The 21238-nt window shown below is 72.4% G+C and carries 18 protein-coding genes; 10 read left to right on the forward strand and 8 right to left on the reverse strand.

What is annotated here, in order from left to right:
* The first annotated feature begins 252 nt into the window (after positions 1 to 252).
* On the forward strand, positions 253 to 1191 hold the full coding sequence (locus ACZ4S3_RS27025) for an LppY/LpqO family protein (RefSeq protein ID WP_467938467.1): 939 nt from the start codon (positions 253 to 255) through the stop codon (positions 1189 to 1191).
* 60 nt (positions 1192 to 1251) lie between these two features.
* On the opposite strand, the gene ACZ4S3_RS27030 is transcribed toward ACZ4S3_RS27025, so the two are convergent.
* On the reverse strand, positions 1252 to 2346 hold the full coding sequence (locus tag ACZ4S3_RS27030) for a MerR family transcriptional regulator (protein WP_467938469.1): 1095 nt from the start codon (positions 2344 to 2346) through the stop codon (positions 1252 to 1254).
* Positions 2347 to 2444: 98 nt separating this feature from the next.
* Positions 2445 to 3710: an amidohydrolase gene (locus ACZ4S3_RS27035; protein WP_467938471.1), complete on the reverse strand. Its 1266-nt coding sequence runs from the start codon at positions 3708 to 3710 to the stop codon at positions 2445 to 2447.
* Positions 3711 to 3948: 238 nt separating this feature from the next.
* Here ACZ4S3_RS27035 and ACZ4S3_RS27040 point away from each other — a divergent pair, with 238 nt between their 5' ends.
* The 5 genes from ACZ4S3_RS27040 (at position 3949) to ACZ4S3_RS27060 (ending at position 9000) form a co-directional block, all read left to right on the forward strand.
* Positions 3949 to 4923, forward strand: coding sequence for a methyltransferase (locus tag ACZ4S3_RS27040; RefSeq protein ID WP_467938535.1), 975 nt, complete (start codon positions 3949 to 3951; stop codon positions 4921 to 4923).
* A 161-nt stretch (positions 4924 to 5084) separates the two neighbouring features.
* On the forward strand, positions 5085 to 5411 hold the full coding sequence (locus ACZ4S3_RS27045) for a nuclear transport factor 2 family protein (RefSeq protein WP_467938473.1): 327 nt from the start codon (positions 5085 to 5087) through the stop codon (positions 5409 to 5411).
* An 11-nt stretch (positions 5412 to 5422) separates the two neighbouring features.
* The gene (locus ACZ4S3_RS27050; protein WP_467938475.1) at positions 5423 to 6580 is read left to right on the forward strand and encodes a low temperature requirement protein A; all 1158 of its coding nucleotides are present in this window, start codon (positions 5423 to 5425) and stop codon (positions 6578 to 6580) included.
* Positions 6581 to 7005: 425 nt separating this feature from the next.
* The gene (locus ACZ4S3_RS27055) at positions 7006 to 7836 is read left to right on the forward strand and encodes a L,D-transpeptidase family protein (RefSeq protein WP_467938477.1); all 831 of its coding nucleotides are present in this window, start codon (positions 7006 to 7008) and stop codon (positions 7834 to 7836) included.
* A gap of 39 nt (positions 7837 to 7875) precedes the next feature.
* A complete protein-coding gene (locus ACZ4S3_RS27060; RefSeq protein WP_467938479.1) occupies positions 7876 to 9000 on the forward strand; it encodes a P1 family peptidase in 1125 nt (374 codons plus the stop codon).
* Between the two features lie 15 nt (positions 9001 to 9015).
* Here the strand turns inward: ACZ4S3_RS27060 and ACZ4S3_RS27065 are convergent, their stop codons facing one another.
* Positions 9016 to 9732 carry a VIT1/CCC1 transporter family protein gene (locus ACZ4S3_RS27065; RefSeq protein ID WP_467938481.1) on the reverse strand — a complete coding sequence of 239 codons (717 nt, stop codon included), beginning with the start codon at positions 9730 to 9732 and terminating at the stop codon, positions 9016 to 9018.
* Positions 9733 to 9816: 84 nt separating this feature from the next.
* On the opposite strand from ACZ4S3_RS27065, the gene ACZ4S3_RS27070 reads away from it, so the two are divergent.
* Positions 9817 to 10446 (forward strand): YIP1 family protein, encoded by a 630-nt coding sequence (locus ACZ4S3_RS27070; protein ID WP_467938483.1) that lies wholly within the window; start codon positions 9817 to 9819, stop codon positions 10444 to 10446.
* 16 nt (positions 10447 to 10462) lie between these two features.
* Here the strand turns inward: ACZ4S3_RS27070 and ACZ4S3_RS27075 are convergent, their stop codons facing one another.
* Positions 10463 to 10723 (reverse strand): hypothetical protein, encoded by a 261-nt coding sequence (locus ACZ4S3_RS27075; RefSeq protein WP_467938485.1) that lies wholly within the window; start codon positions 10721 to 10723, stop codon positions 10463 to 10465.
* Between the two features lie 301 nt (positions 10724 to 11024).
* On the opposite strand from ACZ4S3_RS27075, the gene ACZ4S3_RS27080 reads away from it, so the two are divergent.
* A complete protein-coding gene (locus ACZ4S3_RS27080; protein ID WP_467938487.1) occupies positions 11025 to 12227 on the forward strand; it encodes a CaiB/BaiF CoA transferase family protein in 1203 nt (400 codons plus the stop codon).
* 81 nt (positions 12228 to 12308) lie between these two features.
* Entirely contained in the window at positions 12309 to 13637 is a 1329-nt protein-coding gene (locus ACZ4S3_RS27085; protein WP_467938489.1) for a L,D-transpeptidase, read from the forward strand.
* 185 nt (positions 13638 to 13822) lie between these two features.
* On the opposite strand, the gene ACZ4S3_RS27090 is transcribed toward ACZ4S3_RS27085, so the two are convergent.
* Positions 13823 to 14656: an AfsR/SARP family transcriptional regulator gene (locus tag ACZ4S3_RS27090; RefSeq protein ID WP_467938491.1), complete on the reverse strand. Its 834-nt coding sequence runs from the start codon at positions 14654 to 14656 to the stop codon at positions 13823 to 13825.
* Between the two features lie 193 nt (positions 14657 to 14849).
* On the opposite strand from ACZ4S3_RS27090, the gene ACZ4S3_RS27095 reads away from it, so the two are divergent.
* Positions 14850 to 17051, forward strand: coding sequence for an MMPL family transporter (locus tag ACZ4S3_RS27095; protein WP_467938493.1), 2202 nt, complete (start codon positions 14850 to 14852; stop codon positions 17049 to 17051).
* A gap of 244 nt (positions 17052 to 17295) precedes the next feature.
* Here ACZ4S3_RS27095 and ACZ4S3_RS27100 read toward each other — a convergent pair whose 3' ends face one another.
* The 3 genes from ACZ4S3_RS27100 to ACZ4S3_RS27110 all read right to left on the reverse strand — a co-directional run bounded on the left by ACZ4S3_RS27100 (position 17296) and on the right by ACZ4S3_RS27110 (position 21126).
* The gene (locus ACZ4S3_RS27100) at positions 17296 to 19341 is read right to left on the reverse strand and encodes a PTS fructose transporter subunit IIABC (protein WP_467938495.1); all 2046 of its coding nucleotides are present in this window, start codon (positions 19339 to 19341) and stop codon (positions 17296 to 17298) included.
* Positions 19342 to 19408: 67 nt separating this feature from the next.
* A complete protein-coding gene (gene pfkB, locus ACZ4S3_RS27105) occupies positions 19409 to 20356 on the reverse strand; it encodes a 1-phosphofructokinase (RefSeq protein WP_467938497.1) in 948 nt (315 codons plus the stop codon).
* A complete protein-coding gene (locus ACZ4S3_RS27110) occupies positions 20353 to 21126 on the reverse strand; it encodes a DeoR/GlpR family DNA-binding transcription regulator (protein ID WP_467938499.1) in 774 nt (257 codons plus the stop codon). Before ACZ4S3_RS27110 ends, pfkB begins: the two co-directional genes overlap by 4 nt.
* Positions 21127 to 21238: the final 112 nt, after the last annotated feature.

Genomic DNA, 21238 nt, shown 5'->3' on the forward strand with positions numbered 1-21238 from the left:
GACGGGGGCACAGCTGTGAGAGCTGTGCCCCCGTGCCGTTCCGGGTGCCCCGCGGCGCCGCGGGAACACCCCGGCCGCCTGCCACGTCGACACCACGGGCCTGACTACTTAGGCCACTTGGCCCCACGCGATGACGGCGATGACGTGGGGCTCCGGTCCGTCGTGCTTCCATCCCGTCATGGAGGTGCTCACGTGATGGCCGGAGACCGACCGCAGGACAGTTACCCGCATGCAGGTGCACCGCGACGGCGCATGCTCGCCGCAGCCGCCCTGGCTCCCCTGCTGGCCGGGGCGCAGACCCCCGCCCGCGCCCTGCCCACTACGACGGCCGGGGCACAGAGCAATCCCGTCAAGCCCGTTTCCACCACCCTGTCGGACTGGTCGAATGTGGCCGACACGCTGGGCCGACGGGGCGACATGAAGCGTAAGACGATGTACCACACCGCTCTCCCCCGCCGGGACCTGCTGGTGGTCTCCCGCCATATCGCCGTCAAACCGGCGCTCGCCCTCGGCTCGCATGTGTCCTTCGTCCGTTACGCCGACGACACCACGCTGCTGATGGGCGATGTGGTGGTCACCGAGGACGAACTGCAGCCTTTCACCGATGCCCTGCACGAGCACCGGATCGGGCAGACCGCGATCCACAAGCACCTCCTTTCCCAGACGCCCGACATCTGGTGGATCCACGTCCATGGCCACGGCCACCCGGCGGCCCTGGCCCGCGGCCTGCGCGCGGCGTTCGACCGCACCGGCACCCCGCCCGCGCTGCTGTCCGTCCCGGAACAGCCCGTCGACCTGGACACCGACGGCATCGATGCCGCGATGGGCGTCAAGGGCTCCGTCGACGACGGCATCTACAAGTGCATCTACGTCCGCCGCGAGACCATCACCGACGGCGGCATGGTGCTGCCCCCGGGCCTGGGCTCGACCACCGCGCTCAACTTCCAGCCGCTGGGCGGCGGCCGGGCCGCGATCAGCGGCGACTGCGCGATGATCGCCGAGGAAGTCCAGGACGTCCTGGTGGCCCTGCGGCGGGCCGGGGCCGAGCTCGTCGAGCTGCACAACCACGGACTGACGGACGAACCCCGCCTGTTCTTCACCCACTTCTGGGTCGTCGGTGACGGCGTCCGGCTCGCCCGTGCCCTGCGCCCCGCGGTGGACGCGACCAACGTCGTACCGGCGGCCGGCTGACCACCGCGCGGGGTGGGCTCCGTCCCGCTACGGGCGGGGCCGACTTCAGGCGCTACGGCCTCACCCCGCACCCACCTCCCCCACCGCACACGCCACGTTGTCCGGCGCCCCCGCCTCATGGGCCAGCGCGATCAGCTCCCGTACGGCCTCCTCGGGGCCGGCCGCCGCCGTCAGGACGTCCCGCATCCCCTCGGCCGTGACCACGCCCGACAGCCCGTCGGTGCACAGCAGATACCGCTCGCCCGGCCGCGCCTGAAGCAGCTGCAGATCGGGGGCGAACTCCGCGCCCCCGCCGAGCGCCCGCAGCAGCAGCGCGCGCTGAGGGTGCGACGGCACCTCCTCAGGGGTGAGCCGGCCCTCATCCACCAGCGACTGCACCATGCTGTGGTCGTGGGTGATCCGGAACAGCCCGGAGTCGCGCAGCACATACGCCCGCGAGTCCCCTACGTGCAGCAGCCCCAGCCGCGAGCCGGAGCGCAGCAGCGCGGTCAGGGTGCAGCCGGTCGCCCCGTCCGCCGCCGGGGCCGCCCGGTTGGCGCGCCGGGCCGCCTCCTCCAGGGCGGTGAGCGGGTCCACGGTGGCCGGGTCGGTGTCCTCCAGGGCCGTCAGCTCGTCGATCGCGGCGGCCGCGGCCGGGCCGCCCTGCGCGCCGTAGCCGTCGGCCACCGCGAGCAGCCGCGGTCCGGCGTACGCCGCGTCCTGGTTGGCCGGGCGGACCAGCCCCCGGTCGGTCCGGGCGGCGTAGCGCATCGTCAAGGGGGAGGGTGAAGGGGTACGTGGTGCCGTCATGACGGTGTCGTCCTTCCTGTGCAACTGGTCGACGAGGAAGGCGGCCAGGTCCCGGCGGGCGGCCGTGTCGGCCTCGACCTGCGCCCAGTACGCGGCGACCGCCTCGGCCGCCGGGCGGGGCGCCAGTTCGCACACCTCACGGATGCGGGCGAGCGGCATACCGAGCCTGCGCAGCCAGGCGACCAGCCTGGCCCGCTCCAGCTGGGCCGGGGCGTAGCGGCGGTAGCCGTTGTACGGATCGACGCGGGCCGGGCGCAGCAGGCCGAGCTCGTCGTACAGGCGCAGCGCCTTGGGCGAGAGCCGGGACGCCCGTGCGAACGCCCCGATGGTCAGCAGTTCACCGGCCGTCCCGCCGCTCCCCGCCACCCGTCCGCCCTCCTCGTACCGGGCCCTTCGCCCGGCACGGCCGATGCTGGGCCTTCCCCCAAGGACAAGGTCAACGGCCCGGGTCAGGGCCCCGTGCGTCAGCTCTCGGCCGGCTCCAGCCGGTTCATCGCCGCCGCCGTCAGTGCCTGCACGCCCATCGTCAGCGTCGGCCGCACCACCGGCACGAAATGCGGCGAGTGGTTGGAGGGGATGTCCTGCGCCAGCCGCCCCGCCGCCAGTGCCGTACGGAACTCCTCGGGGTCCCAGCCGCCCAGCCACCAGTAGTAGAGCGGCGCCTCGGCGGCGGTGGCCAGCAGGCCCGCGTCCTCGCTGCCCGATGCCGGGTCGTAGGCGAACAGCCGTTGCTCGCCGAAGAGTCGGGTGAATTCCTCGTTGACCTTGCGCAGGGTCCGGGAGTCGTTGACGGTGACGGGGAAGGAGTCGAGGACCTTGGTCTCCGGGGGGCACTCGGCGCCGGAGGCGGTGGCCTCGGCGCGGGCGATCCGGTCGATGGCGGCCAGCACCCGGCTGCGTACGGTCTCGTCGAAGCTGCGGACGCTGAGCCGTACGACGGCGTGGTCGGGGATGACATTCGCGCCGTCACCGGCGTGGAAGGAGCCGACGCTGATCACGGCCTGGTCCTTGGGGGCCACTTCGCGGGCCACGACGGACTGCACCCGCTGCACGAACGACGCCGCCATCAGGATCGGGTCGATGGTGGTCTCCGGGCGCGAGCCGTGTCCGCCGATGCCGTGGAAGGTGATCTCCAGACTGTCCGCGGCGGCCATGCAGGCCCCGGGGCAGTACGCGATCAACCCGGCGCCGAACGGGGCGACATGCTGGGCCAGCACCACGTCGGGGACGGGCACCAGGCCCTTGCTGTAGAGGCCGTCGTCGAGCATGGCCCGAGCGCCGTTGCCGACCTCCTCGGCGGGCTGGAACAGCGCGACCAGAGTGCCCGACCAGCTGTCCCGGCCCGCGGCGAGCAGGTCCGCGGCGCCCAGCAGACAGGTCACATGGACATCGTGGCCGCAGGCGTGCATCCGGCCGGGCGTCTCGGAGGCGTAGGCCAGGCCGGAGCGTTCGGTGACGGGCAGTGCGTCCATGTCGGCGCGGAGCAGGACCACCGGCCCCGGTCCGTTGCGCAGCACGCCGGTGACGCCGGTGCCGCCGATGCCGGTCGTGACGTCATAGCCGTACGCGGTCAGCCGGCGGGCGGCCTCGGCGGCCGTACGCGTTTCCTGGAAGCCGAGTTCGGGGTGGCGGTGCAGGTCCTCGTAGAGCGCCACCAGGTCCGCGAGGCGGGCGTCGAGCGGGGCCAGGACGGAGTCGATGACGGGGCTGGAGTGGTCGCTGTCGCTCATACGCGCATTCGACCATGAACGGCCCCGGCCGCACCCACCGGCAGACCCCTCGCACGGCATCGGTCCGTACCCGCCCCCGCCTGGCCGGACTTCGCGGGTCGCCCGCGGCCGCCCCGTGACACCTCGGCCCCCGACTGCCACCGTGAACCAGCCTGCCCGAGCCGCTGACTGGAGGCTGACATTGGCCACCGCATCCACCCCACCGAACGGCGAACCCACCGACCTCGCGGCCCACCTGATGGACCAGGCCATGGGCCATCTCTTCTCCGCCGCACTGCGCACCGCGGCCCACTACCGCATCGCCGACCATCTCGCCGAGGGCCCGCGCACCGCCGAACAGCTGGCCCTCGCCACCGACACCCACGCCCCGCATCTGCGCCGGGTGCTGCGCTATCTCGCCGCCCGCGGCATCTTCCGGGAGGACGCCGCGGGCGCCTACCAGCTGACACCGGCCGCCAGAGCGCTGCGCACCGACGTCCCCGACTCGCTGCACCCCGCCGTCATGATGATCACCGACGAGCTGTTCCTGCGGACCTCGGCACGGATGCCGGAAGCGGTACGGGAGGGCGGCGCGGCCTTCGAGCGGCTCTTCGGGGCGCCGCTCTTCGAGCATCTGAGGTCCGACCCGGTGCAGCGCGAGCTGTTCGACAGCGGGATGTCGTCACTGTCCGGCCCGGTGGACGAGGCGGTGGTCGCCGCCTACCCGTTCCCGGAGAACGGCACGGTCGTGGACATCGGCGGCGGCCGCGGCGGCCTGCTACGCGCCGCGCTGCGCCGCCACCCTCAGCTGACCGGCGTGCTCTTCGACCAGCCGCCGCCGCTGGCCCACCATCTGCTGGACGGCGACGAGCTCAAGGGCCGCTGGCGCACCGAGGAGGGCGACTTCTTCGCGTCCGTACCGGAGGGCGGGGATGTGTATGTCCTCAAGCATGTGCTGCACGACTGGCCGGACGAGGCCTGCCGGCGCATTCTGCGCACCTGTCATGCCGCGATGGCCCTCGGCAGCCGGCTGCTGGTCATCGACTGCGTACTGCCGCAGGGCAATGCACCGCATTTCGGCAAGACGATGGACGTCGCGATGATGACGGTCCTGAACGGCCAGGAGCGGACCGCGGAGGAGTTCTCGAGGCTGCTTTCGGACGGGGGATTCCGGCTGACGCGGGTACTGCCGACGGCGGCGTTCCCCTCGATCGTGGAGGCGGTGGCGGATTAGCCGCCCGGCCGCGCCGGCGGCCCGGCCCGCCCCGGCTCCCGCGACACGACACGCCGCGCTCTCGCGCCCAGCGCGGCGCCGCGGCCCGCCCGGGATGTACTGATGCCACCCCGCGCCCACGGCCCGGGGCCGGAACCAGCGCACGGAGCCAAGGAGCCGCCATGCCCACCCCGCCCCTCCCCGCGCCCGTCGACCGAGCCCTGCACGCCGCCAACGGCGGCGACATCGACGGTTTCCTCGCCGCCTTCGCCGACGACGGAGCGGTCAACGACTGGGGCCGCGAATTCCGGGGCCATGAGGCCATCCGCGACTGGAGCGACGCCGAGTTCATCGGCCGCCAGGTCACCCTCGAGGTGACGGCCGTACGGACGCAGGGCGCCACGACCACGGTCAGCCTCCAGGTCGGCGGCAACGGCTACACCGGCCCGTCCGACTTCGCCTTCACCATCGAGGGCGACCGCATCGCGCTGATGCGGATCACCGGCTGACGGTCCCGCCCATGACAGTCCCCATGCGGGCGCGCAGCCGTGACGAGGCACACCGCACCGCCACCCCGCTGGAACTCTTCTTCGACCTGTGCTTCGTCGTGGCCATCGCCCAGGCAGGCCGCCAGCTGGTGCACGCCCTGGCCGAGGGCCATCCGGGCCACGGCATCACCGGCTATCTGATGCTGTTCTTCGCCATCTGGTGGGCCTGGGTCAACTTCAGCTGGTTCGCGTCGGCCTACGACACCGACGACGTGCTCTTCCGTGTGGTGACCCTCATTCAGATCGTGGGTGTGCTGATCCTGGCCGCGGGGGTGCCACGCGCCTTCGCCGACAGCGACTTCCGGATCGTGTGGTTCGGCTATGTGGTGATGCGGCTGGCCCTGGTCTCCCAGTGGCTGCGGGCCGCGCACGGCAGCCAGGGGGCCGAACGGCGGACCGCGCTACGCTATGCCCTGGGCGTCACCGTGTGCCAGATCGGCTGGCTCGCGCTGGTGCTCCTGCCGGCGGCCGCCGCGCCCTGGGTGTTCGTGGTGATGGGCCTGCTGGAACTGTCCGTCCCCGCCCTCGCCGAGCGGGAGCGGCAGACGACCTGGCATCCGCATCACATCGCGGAGCGCTACGGCCTGTTCACGATCATCGTGCTCGGCGAGACGATCGCGGCGGCCACCGTCGCCGTGCAGTCCGCGCTGGACGAGCACGACGCGCTGGGCACCCTGCTGCCGATCGCGGGCGGCGGCCTGCTGCTGGTCTTCGCCGCGTACTGGATCTATTTCGCGGTCCCCATCCATCTGCATCTGCGCTCCAACACCCAGGCGTTCGGGTGGGGCTACGGCCACTACCTGGTCTACGTCTCGGCGGCGGCGATCGGCGCGGGCATCGAGATCGCGGTGGAGGAATCGGTGGGCAAGACGCATCTGTCGGTGTTCGCGGCGTCCGCCTGTGGCACGGTGCCCGCCGCCCTGTTCATGTTCACGGTCTGGCTGATCCACTCCCGCCACCAAAAGCGCGGCCTGGCGCAGCAGCTGGTGCTCCCGGTGTCCTGCGTGCTGGTCCTGGTCTGCACCTTCGCGGGGCGGCTCGCGGTGCCGGCGGCGGGTCTGGTGGCCTGCGTCACGGTCGCGGTGGGTGTCACCCTGACGGCGCGGCAGGGCACGGCTCTGGAGGCGTAACCGGGCACCCCGGACGGCCCGGCCCGTTACGGCCGCCGGCGCCGTTTCGCCCGTAAGCGTGCCGAACGGCCGTACGCGGCCACCGAAGCGGGCGAATCCCGTGCGGACGTATGCCGTCGGCCCTCAACTGGCCTGCCGCTGGGCCGAATCGGTGCCGTATTCGGCCATCTTCGGACGTCGGAGGCGGTCTGCCCGCAGCGCTGCCGCGCCCACCTCAATCCCCACCAATTCCCCGCGAACGGGCATCACTTCCCGTGCCGTCATCCGCCCTTTCCCCGCCCTTCACCAGGGGCGGAGGAGGGGCCTCGGCAGGGACGCGGTAGGGTGCAGATTGCCCTTTTTATGCCTGCGGGTTTCCGTATCAGCAGTCCGGTATCGGTAGTCTGCACGGCCGTCCACCCGTCCGTACCCGAGGAGACGCCAGCATGGCCCGCCACGCTCAGCCCCGCGCGCGCAAGAGCCTTTCCCGGCGCAGCAAGGCCGTCGGCGGTCTGGCCCTCACCACGCTGGTCGGCACCGCCCTGTGGGCCTGGCCGGCCTCGGGCAACGATCACAACGGCCTGGCCGACGGCAAGAACGGCACGCCGAAGACGGCCGCCGGCCGCGACTCGGCCGCCGCCCCGAACAGGTCCGCCGCCTCCAGGACCGAGCCCAACGCCGTCTCCGCCGCCCGGATGATCCCCGGTCTGAGCGACGCCGCCCGCAAGCAGATACCGGCCGCCACCCGCCAGGTACTGGTCGTCACCGGCAAGACCGGCGACTCCTACCAGTCCCGGGTCATCCTCTACACCCGCGCCAAGGGCTCCGAGGACTGGCGGCCCGGCGGCACCTGGGACGCGCACAACGCCGCCCACGGCTGGACCGAAGACCACCACTACGGTGACCTTCGCTCGCCGGAGGGCGTCTACACCCTGACCGATGCGGGCGGCCGGCTCGCCGCCCCCGACGGCACCAAGCTGCCCTACGACCACAACAGCAACTTCGTCGCCCATGGCACCGGTGTGGAGGGTGAGCCGCTGGCCGGCGCCTTCGACTACGTCATCGCCATCAACTACAACCGGGTGCCGGGCACTTCCCCCCTGGACCAGCAACGGCCGGACGGCGCGCACAAGGGCGGCGGCGTCTGGCTGCACGTCGACCACGACGGCCCCACCCAGGGGTGCGTGAGCCTCAAGCCGAAGGTGATGCGGGAACTGCTGCGCACCCTGGACCCCGCCCAGCACCCGGTTGTCGTGATGGGCCCGGCCGGTATCTGACTCCCGCCGGGGCGCCCGCCGGCGTGGTACCCATGACCCATGGCTGACGCACAGCAGGGACGGGACGTACCGCATCTGCCGGGGCCGCACGACGCACTGACCGACGTCACCGGCCTGCGGGTGGGGCACGCCGAGCGGATCGGCGACGGATATCTGACCGGCACCACCGTGGTCCTCGCCCCCGCGGGCGGCGCCGTCGCGGCCGTCGACGTACGGGGCGGCGGGCCCGGCACCCGCGAGACCGACGCGCTGGATCCACGCAATCTCGTCCAGCGGGTGGAGGCGGTGGTGCTGACCGGTGGCAGCGCCTTCGGGCTGGATGCCGCGTCCGGTGTGGTGGCGTGGCTGGAGGAGCAGGGCCGCGGCTTCCTCGTCGGCCCCGACCCCACTCAGGTCGTGCCGGTGGTCCCGGCGGCCGCCCTGTTCGACCTGGGGCGCGGCGGCGACTGGCGGGCCCGGCCGGATGCCGCGCTGGGCCGGGCGGCGGCCGAGGCGGCGGCGGGTACGGACCCGCGCTCCCCGGTGACACAGGGCAATACCGGCGCCGGTACGGGGGCGGTGGCCGGCGGCCTCAAGGGCGGCATCGGCACCGCGAGCGTGGTGCTGCCCTGCGGCACCACCGTCGCCGCGCTGGCCGCGGTCAACGCGGCGGGCGGCTTCGCCGATCCCGACACCGGCGCGCTCTACGGGCGGCTCGCGGGCGGCCCGGCCGCCTTCCCCTCCCCCGACGTCCACGCCACCGCCCAGCACCGGCTCGCCGAGGCCAGGGAGCTCTCGCGGGCCCGCGCGGCCGCCTCGGTCCGGCCGCCGCTGCACACCACCCTCGCGGTGGTCGCCACCGACGCGGTCCTCACCCGCGCCCAGGCCCACAAGCTCGCGGGCACCGCACACGACGGCCTGGCCCGCGCGGTCCGCCCCGTCCATCTCCTCTCCGACGGCGACACGGTCTTCGCACTGTCCACCGGCACCCGCCCGGTCGCCCCCCAGGAGGTTCTCGCCGACCCGGTGTTCGGGGTGCACAGGGAGGCCGGGGCGCTGAACGAGATCCTGGCCGCGGGGGCCGATGTGCTGACGCGGGCCGTGGTCAAGGCGGCGCTGTCGGCGGAGACGGTGGACGGTCCGGGGGGCGTGTTTCCGTCGTACCGGGATCTGTACGGGATCTGACGGCGGGCGCCGCGGTCACACCCCCGCAGCCCCCAGCAGCGTTCCCGCCGCGTACGTCACCGCCATCGCCAGCGCACCGCCCGCCGCATTGCGCAGCAGCGCCGGGCCGACCGGGGCGGCTCCCATCCGGGCGCTGCTCCAGCCGCACAGGACGAGGGCGGCGAGCACCGCGACCACGGTGACCGGCAGGCGCACCACGGCGGGCGGCAGCACGATCGCGAGCAGCGGCAGCAGGGCGCCGACGGTGAAGGCGAGGAAGCTGGCGCCGGCCGCGTGCCAGGGGTTGGTCAGTTCGTCGGGGTCGATGCCCAGCTCGACCTCGGCGTGGGCACGCAGCGCATCGTGCGCGGTGAGCTGCTCGGCGACCTCCCTGGCCAGCTCCGCGCTCAGCCCCTTGCCCTCCAGCAGCTCGGTGAGTTCGGTGAGTTCGGCCTGCGGTTCGGTGGCCAGCTCGCGCTTCTCCATGGCCAGGGCGGCCTTTTCGGAGTCGCGCTGGGTGGAGACCGATACGTATTCGCCCGCGGCCATCGACATCGATCCGGCCAGCAGTCCGGCCAGGCCCGCGGTCAGCAGGGCGCCGCGCTCGTCGGTGGCGCCGGCCACGCCGACGACGAGGCCGGCGGTGGAGACGATGCCGTCGTTGGCGCCGAGGACCGCGGCCCGCAGCCAGTTGAGCCGGCTGCCGAGCCCGCGGCCATGGGCCTCGTCGTGCTCGGGTGTCTGAGAGCTCACCGGCCGAGCGTCTCATCTACGCCACGGTGTCGCCGCCCGACTCCCCCGCGCCGCCCGGAAATCGCCGGTGGTAGAAACGGCCGTATGTCCGCATCGCCACCTCCCCACTCCCCGCCCCCTTCCCCTCCTCCCCCCACGCTCGTCCAGCCGGCACCCCGTAAGCCCGCGCCACGCCGCCGACTGTGGTGGCACCGGCTGATCTTCGGGCTCTGGTACCGGCCGGTGGAGGTCCTGGACGAGGCGCGGGACCGCAGCGCCTGGGGTGCGGCGGTGCTGTTGTCGCTGGTCAGCGGCGGTATCGGCATACTCTCGGTGGAGGCGTTCCGGCAGCAGTGGTCGGCCGGGCGGACCATGGCGCTGCAACTGGCCGGGCTGGCCGAGGCCGGCGTCCTGGTGGCCAGCCTCGCGCTGGGGTCGGTCACCCACGCCATAGCTCGCACGCTGGGCGGCAGCGGCCGCTACGCGCCGACCGCGAGCCTGTTCATCGTGCTGTTCTGGGTGACGGATCTGCCCCGGCTGGCCATCGTGGCCTGGCTGCCGACCGACACCACCTTCGTCCAGGCCGCGACCTATGCGACCTGGGGCTTCGGCTATGTCCTGGCAGTGCTGCTGATCAGGGGTCAGCACCATCTCACTACGCTGAAGTCGGCGGCCGCGGTGGCGGTGCAGATGCTGGCCGCGCTGGCGCTGCTCCGGCTGGGCCCGGTCCGCTGACGGTGCGGCCGGTCAGCTAACCGCGGCCGGTCAGCTGCCGTACGAGTCCCGCGAACGCCTCCCGCTCGGCGGCGCTCAGCTCCACGCTCTCCGAGGGCGGTCCGGCGGGCCCCGTCTGCCGTGGGACCGCGCCGAGCAGCTGCGGCCGGCCACGCCCGGCCGCAGCCTGGTGGCGGGCCCGTCGCATCAGTCTGACCAGTGCGACAACCCAGGCGACGGTCGCGACGAACAGCGCGGCGAGCGTGACCTGCTGCAGAATCGAAACGGAGGGGAGCATACGGTCCTCCAGGACAGGCGCTGGACGGGACTGGGCCGGGCGGGACGGGACGGGACTGGGCTGTTCCATTGGACACCACGGCTCATGGCTTCCGACAGGGGATCTAGCACCGTAATTGCCGAAGTGACACATCTCCTATGACATTTCAGCCCTTTCCCAGTGGCCGCCCCCAGGCGCGCCCCCGCCACCTTCCGGCGTGGCAGGGTCCGTCGCCGCTCCTTGGACACCCCGGAGGCTTCCCTCCGGCGAAGACCGCCCCCAACGATGGCGGCACCTCGTCCGCGACGTGAGGAGTACGTACGTGCCGCAGCAGTCCCCGCCGCAGCCGCCCCAGCCCCCGGCCCGCGCCCTCGACGGCGTTCTCGTGGCCGACTTCAGCCGGGTGCTGGCCGGGCCGCTGGCCGCCGCCACGCTCGCCGACCTGGGCGCCGAGGTGATCAAGGTGGAGCGGCCCGGCACCGGCGATGACACCCGCGCCTGGGGGCCGCCGTTCGCCGCGGAAGGGACCGCCGCGTACTTCGATGCGGCGAACCGCTCCAAGCGCGGCCTGGCGCTGGACCTCGGCGATCCGGCCGACGCGGCCGCCGCCCGCGAACTGGCGCGCCGGGCCGACGTGCTGATCGAGAACTTCCGCCCCGGCTCGCTCGCCAAGTACGGCCTGGACCACGCGGCCACCCGCGCCGCCAACCCCGGCCTGGTGCACTGCGCCATCACCGGCTTCGGCTCCGGCGAGGGCGCCCGGCTGCCGGGCTACGACTTCGTGGTGCAGGCCGTCGGCGGCCTGATGAGCATCACGGGGGAGCCCGGCGGCACGCCCCTAAAGGCGGGCGTGGCGCTGGTGGACGTACTGACCTCCAAGGACGCCACCACCGGCATCCTCGCGGCGCTGCGGCACCGCGACCGCACCGGCCAGGGCCAGCTGGTGGAGGTCAACCTGCTGTCCTCGCTGCTCGGCTCGCTGGTCAACCAGGCATCGGGTCATCTGGCCACGGGGCACGACCCGGGGCCGATGGGCAACCGGCACCCGAGCATCGCCCCGTACGAGACGCTGGCCTGCCGGGACGGGCTGCTCGCGGTGGCGGTCGGCAACGACCGGCAATTCCGGGCACTGGCCCAGGCGCTGGGCGCACCGGAGCTGGCCGACGACCTGCGCTTCGTACGGAACCAGGACCGGGTGGAACACCGCGGCGACCTCATCAAGTCGCTGGAGGAACGGCTGGCGGCCGACACCCCGCAGGGCTGGACCGAGCGGCTGAGCGCCGTCTCCGTGCCGTGCGGGCCGGTCAATACACTCTCCGAGGCGCTGGAGCTGGCAGCGCGCCTCGGGCTCGACCCGGTCATCCCGGTCGGCGAGGGCCGGATTCCCCAAGTCGCCAGTCCGCTCCGGCTCTCGGGGACCCCGGTGACCCAACCGCTGGCGCCACCCCGCCTGGACGAACACGGCACACCGCTGCGAACCTGGTTGTCGGGACCCGCCGACCGGCCCCTCCCCCCGCGAGTGTGACCTTCGTCACAACATGGCCGTGCCCGCAACCAAATCCGCCCGTAGGTGCTGTTTACCAGCACGGAATCACAACACCCCTGTATGGAGCAGCTCGTGACATCGCCGGACAACCCCGCACCCGCCTGGTCCCGCACCGCCCACCAGCCGCTCCAGCCAGCCGAACAGACCACGGCGGGTGTCTCACGCCGCGCCCGCCGGACCCGCCGTACGCTGGCCGTGGCCTCGCTCCTCGCGGCCGGTGCGCTGACCCTGTCGGCCTGTGGCGGCGACGCCGAGGCCGGCGGTCATGACGCCAAGAACGGCCAGGCCGGTGCGGATGCCGCGGCCAAGAAGGACGCCTCGGACGCCAAGATCAAGGTGTCGTCGAAGGACGGCGCCACCGACGCCAGCATCAACGACACCGGGGTGAAGGTCACCGGCGGCAAGTTGACCGATGTGAAGCTCACCGTGGCCGACTCCGGCGCCCCGGTGGCCGGAGCCATATCGGACGACAAGGCCTCCTGGAAGCCCGGCGTCCAGCTGGAGCGGGGCACCAAGTACAAGATCACGGCGAATGCCAAGGACGCCAAGGGCCGTTCGGCCACCGAGAACGCCACCTTCACCACGGTCTCCTCGGCCAACAGCTTCATCGGCTCGTTCACCCCCGACAACGGCAAGACCGTCGGTGTCGGGATGCCGGTGTCGTTCAACTTCGACAAGGTGATCACCAACAAGAAGGACGTCCAGTCCCACATCAAGGTCACCTCCAGCAGCGGCCAGCAGGTCGTCGGCCACTGGTTCGGCGCCCAGCGCCTGGACTTCCGGCCGCAGGACTACTGGAAGGCCGGCTCCAAGGTCACCATGAAGATCGACCTGGACGGTGTGAAGGGCGGCCAGGGCATCACCGGCGTCCAGTCCAAGACGGTCACCTTCACCATCGGGCGCTCGCAGGTCTCCACCGTCGACATGAACACCCAGACCATGACGATCAAGCGGGACGGTAAGACCTACAAGACCATCAAGATCTCCGGTGGCAGCCCCGACCACCCGACCTACAACGGCCAGATGGTGATCTCGGAGAAGTTCGAGCAGACCCGGATGGACGGCTCGACGGTCGGCTTCGGCGGCGAGTACGACATCAAGGACGTCCCGCACGCCATGCGCCTGTCGTCCTCCGGCACCTTCATCCACGGCAACTACTGGGGTTCCCCGTCCGTCTTCGGCAACACCGGCACCAGCCACGGCTGCGTCGGTCTGCAGGACAACAAGGGCGGCGGTGGCGACACCCCGGGCAAGTGGTTCTTCAGCGAGTCGCTGGTCGGCGATGTCGTCATCGTGAAGAACTCGAAGGACCAGACGGTCCAGCCGGACAACGGCCTCAACGGCTGGAACCTGTCCTGGTCGCAGTGGCAGGCGGGCAGCGCGGCCTGAGCGGTGCCATGACCTCTGAGCGCTGACGGTGGCCGGTCCCTTTCCGGGGCCGGCCACCGTCGCGTTCACTGTCGCGGTCCCCTCCCGCCCCGGTCGCGGTCCTCGTCGCGCTGCTTACGGGCGTCGCCGGTCTTTGCGGAAGCCCGGGGGCGGACAAGTACGCACTAATGAGTGCGTACTCACCTTTAGGTGAGCAGGCGAGCGCCCATCAAGCCCTCGTCCCGGCGGAGCGTCGGGACCGTCATCAGCTGCGGGTCCTGGAGCAGCAGCCGCTCGTGGAGCGCCCGTAGCGCCGGGCCCGGCTCCGCGCCCAGTTCGTCGACGACGCGGCGGCGGTGGGCGGCGTACACCGCCAGCGCCTCGTTGCCGCGGTCGGAGCGGTAGAGCGCCAGCATCAGCAGCCACACGAACCGCTCCCGCAGCGGGTACTTGTGCACCGCGTAGTGCAGATACGGGATGGCGTTGCGGTGTCCGCCCAGCTCCAGTTCCAGCTCGGCGCGTATCTCCATGTCCGTCAGGAACCGCTCCTGCCGGTAGAGCCGTTCGCGCTCCAGCATGGGCCCTTCGAGGCCTTCGGCGAGCGGCCCGGTGGACATCGTGCGCGCCTTCTCCAGCAGCCGCGCCGCCTCGTGGATGTCGCCCTTGCGGGCCGCGGAGATACCCGCCGACGCCAGCCGTTCGTACACATACAGATCGACCTCGGCGGCACCGATGTCCAGCCGGTAGCCGGCGCCGGACCAGTCCACCGACACGCCCTGGCCGCGCAGTCCGGAGACGGACTTCTGGATCAGGTTCTTGGCGTACGCCGGGTAGTCCTGGCCCCACAGCGCCTCGGTCAGCTGCTGTACGCCGGTCTCCAGGCCGGGCCGCAGCAGCAGGACGGCCAGCAGGGCGCGCTGCTTGGGCGGCCCCAGATCGAGCACCGCCGAGCCGCGGGTGACATGCAGCGGCCCGAAGAGCCGGCAGCGCAGCCGCGTCCCGCCGTCCTCGCCGTCGCCCTCGAAGCCACGTTCGCGCAACAGCACACCTGACATCAATTCCCCCCGGATACGCCCGCGGTAAGGCTACAGAGGACCGCCGCGGCCCTTCGTCCAGCGTCTGCTCCAGCACATTCGCCAGCGACTTCACCAGCGGTCCGTCAAGTGGCCTGCTCCAGGGTGGAACGGATCCCCGTCACCCGGGGTGCGAGCTGGATGAGAGCGGAGAACAACAGTGATACGACGGTGGGGGCGGGTGGTCGCGCGGCGGCCACGGCCGGTGATCTGGGTCGGCGTCCTGCTGGCCGTGGTGGGGCTGGTGCTCGCCGCGGGTGTCATGGACCGTCTGGTGCTCAGCCGCTTCGAGAGCCCAGGGTCCGAATCGGTGCGCACCCGGGCCGTCCTGGCTAAGGAGTTCGGTACGGGCACGCCCAGCGTGCTGCTGATGGTCACCGCCCGGCACGGCACCGTGGACGGCGCCGCGGTGGCTGCCGAGGGCCGCAAGGTGGAGCGGGAGCTGGCCGGGCGGGACGGCGTGGCAGAGGTCGCCTCGTACTGGTCGCGGGGCAACTCGCCCGCCATGCGCGGCGCCGACGGCAGACAGGCCCTGATCATCGCGCGGATGGCGGGCACGGTGACCGAGGCCCGCACCCGGCTCGCCACTCTCTCCCCGGACTTCACCCGGGACGAGCCGCGGGTGTCGGTCGCGGTGGGCGGCGGGGACGAGGTGTTCCGGCAGGCGGCGCAGCAGTCCCGGCAGGACTTCCTGCGCGCCGAGCTGATCGCCCTCCCGCTGGTGCTGGTGCTTCTGTTCGCCCTCTTCCGCCGGTTCTCGACCGCCGTGCTCACCCTCGTCATGGGTCTGTTCTCAGTGATCACCACGCTGGCGCTGCTGCGCGGCGTCACCTACGTCACCGATGTCTCGACCTTCGCCGCCAATCTGGCGCTGGTGATGGGCATCGGGCTCGGCGTGGACTACAGCCTGTTCGTCATCAACCGCTTCGGGGAGGAGCTGTCGGCCGGGCGGACGGTCGCCGAGTCCGTCGAGCACGCGGTCGCCCGCGCCGGGCGCACCGTCGCCTTCAGCGGCCTGACGGTACTGGTGTCCCTGTCCTGCCTGCTTCTCTTCCCGTTCCCCTTCCTCCGGTCGTTCGCGTACGCCGGTATCGGCACCGTGCTGACCTCGGTGTTCGCGGCGCTGGTGCTGCTGCCCGCGGCTCTGGCCCGGCTGGGCGGGCGGGTCGTTCGCGGCGGCGCGGCGGGGCGGTGGGGCATCGGCGCCGGCGGTAGTGGCGGCGGCTGGTGGCGCGCCACCGCGCTGCGGATGATGCGTCGGCCCCTGCTGTACGGCATCCCGGCGGTGGCCGTCCTGCTGGGGCTGGCGTCGCCGACGCTGGGCCTGACCTTCGGTACACCGGACGAGCGGGTGCTGCCCGCGAGCGCGTCCAGCCGGGTGGTGCAGCAGCAGATCCGCGACAACTTCGCCGGGGAGGAAATGGACGCGATCCAGGTCCTGCGCAGGGAAGAAGCCGGTGCCGGCGGGCGGCGCTCGATCGAGGCGACGGCCGTGGCCCTCTCCCGTGTCCGTGAGGTGCTGCAGGTGGACACGCTCACCGGTTCCTACGCCGACGGCCGCAAGATCTCCGCACCGGACGGCCCGGCGGGGAGGTTCACCGGCGGGGGCGGCGACACCTGGTATTCGGTCGTCGCCACGCACCGGGGTCTGGACCGGGACACCGACCGGGTCCTCGCGGACGTACGCAGGACGGCGGGCGGCGGCACCGCAGCCGGGGAGGCCACGGTCCGGCTGGGCGGCTATCCGGCCGAACTGAGCGATTTCCGCCGCACGTTGACCGGCCGGCTGCCCCTCGTCCTCGGGCTCATCCTGACCGTCACCTTCGTCCTGCTCTTCCTGATGACCGGCAGTGTGCTGCTCCCGGCGAAGGCCATGGTGCTCAACACCCTCAGCATGGCGGTGATGTCCGGCGTCCTGGTGTGGGTGTTCCAGGAGGGCCATCTGTCCGGGCTGCTGGGCTTCACCCCGAGCGGCTCCATCGAGCCCAGCATCCCGATCCTGATGTTCTGCACGGCCTTCGGCCTGTCCATGGACTACGAGGTCTTCATGCTGGCGCGGATCAAGGAGGAGTACGACCGCAGCGGCGACACCACCGGCGCGGTGGTCGCGGGCCTGGAGCGCAGCGGGCCACTGATCACCTCGGCGGCGGTCATTCTCGCGGCCTCGTTCGCCACCTATGCCTCCTCCGGAATCGTCTTTCTGAAGATGCTGGGCATCGGCATGGTGGTGGTGATTCTCCTCGACGCCACGCTGATCCGGGCGGTGCTGGTACCGGTGTTCATGCGGCTCGCCGGAAAGGCGAATTGGTGGGCGCCGGGGCCGCTGCGGGCGCTGCACCGGCGCTTTGGGATATCCGAGTAGTTACGGGATATCCGGGTCGACGGAATTCCCTTGCCGTCTTCGCCGAATGCCTTCACCATCGCCGAAAAGCATCATCAGCGAGCGGATCCGATAAGCGGGCGAAACGGGGCGGCGGGCACGCAGATACGGTGATCCGCGTGCCCGCCGCGTACGTCTCCTACGAGACGCCGGCGCAGACTTTCCGCAGCGCTGGGACGCGATGGCGGACGGCGACCGGCTCGCCACCGCGCCCCCTGCTGACGGATCAGGCGGCGACCGGCGCGTCCCGCTCGTGCGAGGCGGCCTCCCCCCGCGCCGAGGACCGCGCCCCGGGGGACCCACGAAGCCCCTTGAGCAGCGTCACCAGGCCCGCGCTGACGCCCGTACCGGCCGCGACGGCCACCAGGTAGAGCAGCGGCTGCCCGATCAGGGGGACGACGAAGATGCCGCCGTGCGGGGCGCGCAGGGTGCAGCCGAAGGCCATCGACAGGGCGCCGGTGACCGCGCCGCCGGCCATCGCGGAGGGGATGACGCGCAGCGGGTCGGCGGCGGCGAAGGGGATGGCGCCCTCGGTGATGAAGGAGGCGCCCAGCACCCAGGCCGCCTTGCCGTTCTCCCGCTCGGCCTTGGTGAAGAGCCGGCCGCGTACGGTCGTGGCCAGCGCCATCGCCAAGGGCGGGACCATACCGGCCGCCATCACCGCGGCCATCACCTTCAGGCTCCCCTCGTTGGGGTTGGCGAGGCCGCCGACCGCGAAGGCGTAGGCGACCTTGTTCAGCGGGCCGCCGAGGTCGAAGCACATCATCAGGCCGAGGAGCGCGCCCAGGATGACGGCGTTGGCGCCGGTCAGGCCGGACAGCCAGTCGGTCAGCCCCTTCTGCAGCGCGGCGATCGGCTTGCCGACCACCAGGAACATCAGGAAGCCGACGATCGCCGCGGAGATGAGCGGGATGACGACGACCGGCATGATGCCGCGCAACGGAGCCGGGACGTCGACCCGCTGGATCGCCATCACCACCGCGCCCGCGATGAGTCCGGCGATCAGGCCGCCGAGGAATCCCGCGTTGACGGTGAGGGCGATGGCGCCGCCGACGAAGCCCGGGACGAGACCGGGCCGGTCCGCCATGCCGTACGCGATGAAGCCGGCCAGGACCGGGACGAGGAAGCCGAAGGCGACGCTGCCGACCTGGAAGAGCAGGGCCGCCCAGCTGGTGGACTCGGTCCAGATGAAGTGGTCGGCGACGGACGGCGCCTTGTTGATCGTGTAGCCGCCGATGGCGAAGGCGAGGGCGATCAGGAGGCCGCCCGCGGCGACGAAGGGAACCATGTAGCTGACGCCGGTCATCAGCCATTTGCGCAGGCGGGTGGCGTAGCCGTCGGCGGCCGTGTCGGCGCCCTTGTCCATGGGGGCGGTGGCGTGCGCGGGGGCGCTCACCTCGCCGCGTGCGGCCTTCTCGCGTACCTCGGCGATGAGTTCGGCGGGGCGGTTGATGCCCGCCTTCACCCCGACGTCGACGGTCGGCTTGCCGGCGAAGCGGTCCTTGTCCCGTACCTCGACGTCATGCGCGAAGATCACGCCGTCCGCGTCCGCGACCAGCTGCGGGTCCAGGCACTTGAACCCGGCCGAGCCCTGCGTCTCGACGAACACCTCGACACCGGCGGCCTTTCCGGCCTTCTCGAGCGACTCGGCGGCCATGTAGGTGTGCGCGATGCCGGTGGGGCAGGAGGTGATGGCGACGATACGGAAGGGGGCGGGGGCGGCCTCGGGCTCGGGGGTCGGCGCAGGCTCGGGGGCCGGCTCGGGCTCGGGGGCCGGCTCGGGCTCGGGAGCGGCCTCGGGCCCGGCCGCCTCGGCGGTGTCGGGCTCCGGCTCCTCCCCCCGTATGAGCGCCGCGGCACGCCCCGGCTCGCTCGCCGACCGCAGTGCCCCGGTGAAGGTCTCATCCATCAGATGGCGGGCGAGCGTCGAGAGAATCGACAGATGGTCCGCGTCGCCGCCCGCCGGAGCCGCGATCAGAAAGATCAGATCGGCCGGGCCGTCCGGCGCACCGAAGTCGATCCCGGAGGCACTGCGCCCGAAGGCCAGCGTCGGCTCCGTCACGTGTGCACTGCGGCAGTGCGGGATACCGATGCCGCCGTCCAGGCCGGTCGGCATCTGCGCCTCGCGCGCGGCCACATCCGCAAGGAAGCCGTCCAGATCGGTGACGCGGCCCGCCGCGACCATCCGCTCGGCCAGCGAGCGGGCGGCGGCGTCCTTCGTTGCTGCGGACAGGCCGAGGTCGACCAGTTCCGCGGTGATCAGCTCACTCATCGCGGGCTCCCTTGCGCGCGTGACCGCCTCAAGAGCGGTGGGGACGGTACGGGGTGGCGGAGGCCGGTCATGGCACCGGCTCCATGAGCTTGCGCTCCCAGGGCACGTCATCGGTCGTGCGGACCGCCGAAGGAGCCAGATCCGACGGCGCCGGCATCAGGCTCCCGGGGAGCTGGACGGCGGCCGCGCCATGCGCCACCGCCGCGGCCAGCGCCCGTACGCCCCTGCCGCCCGCCGCCAGGAACCCGGCCAGCGAGGCGTCCCCCGCACCGACGTTGCTGCGCACGGCGGCGACGGGGGCGCTGCCGAAGTGGGCGCCGTCCTCGTCGACCAGCAGCTGGCCGTCGGCGCCCAGCGAGGCCAGTACGGCACGCGCGCCCGCCGAACGCAGTTCCTCGGCGGCCTTGACGGCATCGCCGAGGGTGGCGAGCGGGCGGCCGACGGCCTGGGCCAGCTCCTCGGCGTTCGGCTTGACGACGTCCGGGCGCTCGGCCAGCGCCGCGGTCAGCGACGGGCCGGAGGTGTCGAGCGCGATCCGGGCACCGGCCCGGTGGGCCCGCGCGACCAGTTCGGCGTACCACTCGGGCGGCAGCCCGCGCGGCAGGCTGCCGCAGCAGGCGATCCAGTCGGCGCCCGCCGAACGCTCACCGACCGTCGCGAGCAGCGCTTCCGACTCCTCGGCGGTGAGCTCGGGCCCGGTGGCATTGATCTTCGTGAGCGTGCCGTCGGGTTCGGCGACGGAGATGTTGGAACGGGTCTGGCCGGCCACCGGAACACCCGCCACCTCGATCCCCTCGGCTTCCAGCAGCCCCGCCAGCGCCGCGCCCGCCGGTCCGCCCAGCGGGAGTACGGCAAGGGTGCGGTGTCCGGCGGCGGCGACCGCCCGCGAGACATTGACGCCCTTGCCGCCCGGGTCGATCCGGTCGGCGGTGGCCCGGAGCACGGCGCCACGGTCCAGCGCCGGGATCTCGTAGGTGCGGTCCAGGCTGGGGTTGGGGGTGACGGTGAGGATCATGCGCGTACTACTTCCGTGCCCGCGCGCTCGATGGCGAGGGCGTCGTCGGGGCTCAGCCCGGTGTCGGTGATGAGCAGGTCCACGTCCGAGAGGTCACCGAAGCGGGCGAAGTGCCGCTGCCCGAACTTGGCGGAGTCGGCGAGGAGGACGACCCGGCGGGCGGCGCGGATCAGCGCCCGCTTGACGGCGGCCTCCGCGAGGTCGGGGGTGGTCAGGCCGCCGTCGAGACAGAAGCCGTTGGTGGCGAGGAAGAGCACATCGGCGTTGATCTCGCGGTAGGCGCGCAGCGCCCAGTCGTCGACCGCGGCGCGGGTGCGGTGGCGGATGCGGCCGCCGACGAGGTGGAGGGTGAGCCCGGGGTGGTCGGCCAGCCGCGCGGCGACCGGCAGACCGTGGGTGACGACGGTCAGCTCGGCTTCCAGGGGGATCTCGGCGGCGAGCCGGGCGGCGGTCGTCCCGGCGTCCAGGATCACGCTGCCGGAGCCGGATGCGCCCCCGGGGAGCTCGGCGAGCGCGGCCCGCGCGATGCGCTGCTTCTCATCGGCCGCCACGGCGTCCCGCTCCGCGAGGTCCGGCTCGAAGTCCAGCCGGCCGGCCGGGATGGCGCCGCCGTGCACCCTGCGCACCAGCCCCGCCCGGTCCAGGGCCTTCAGATCGCGCCGTACGGTCTCGGCGGTGACCTGGAATTCCTCGGCGAGGGAGAGCACATCCACCCGCCCGCCCTCACGGGCGAGCCGCAGAATCTCCTGCTGGCGCTCCGGTGCGTACATTCGCGTTTGCGTCCGTTCCTTGCCCGAACCTGTGGTTTCGGCGCGATGCTACGCCGAGACATCCGCGAAGTAAACATGTTCGGGCAGAAGGCAGACTCAAACAGACATCACC

It is taken from the genome of Streptomyces sp. NPDC028368 (assembly GCF_055565615.1).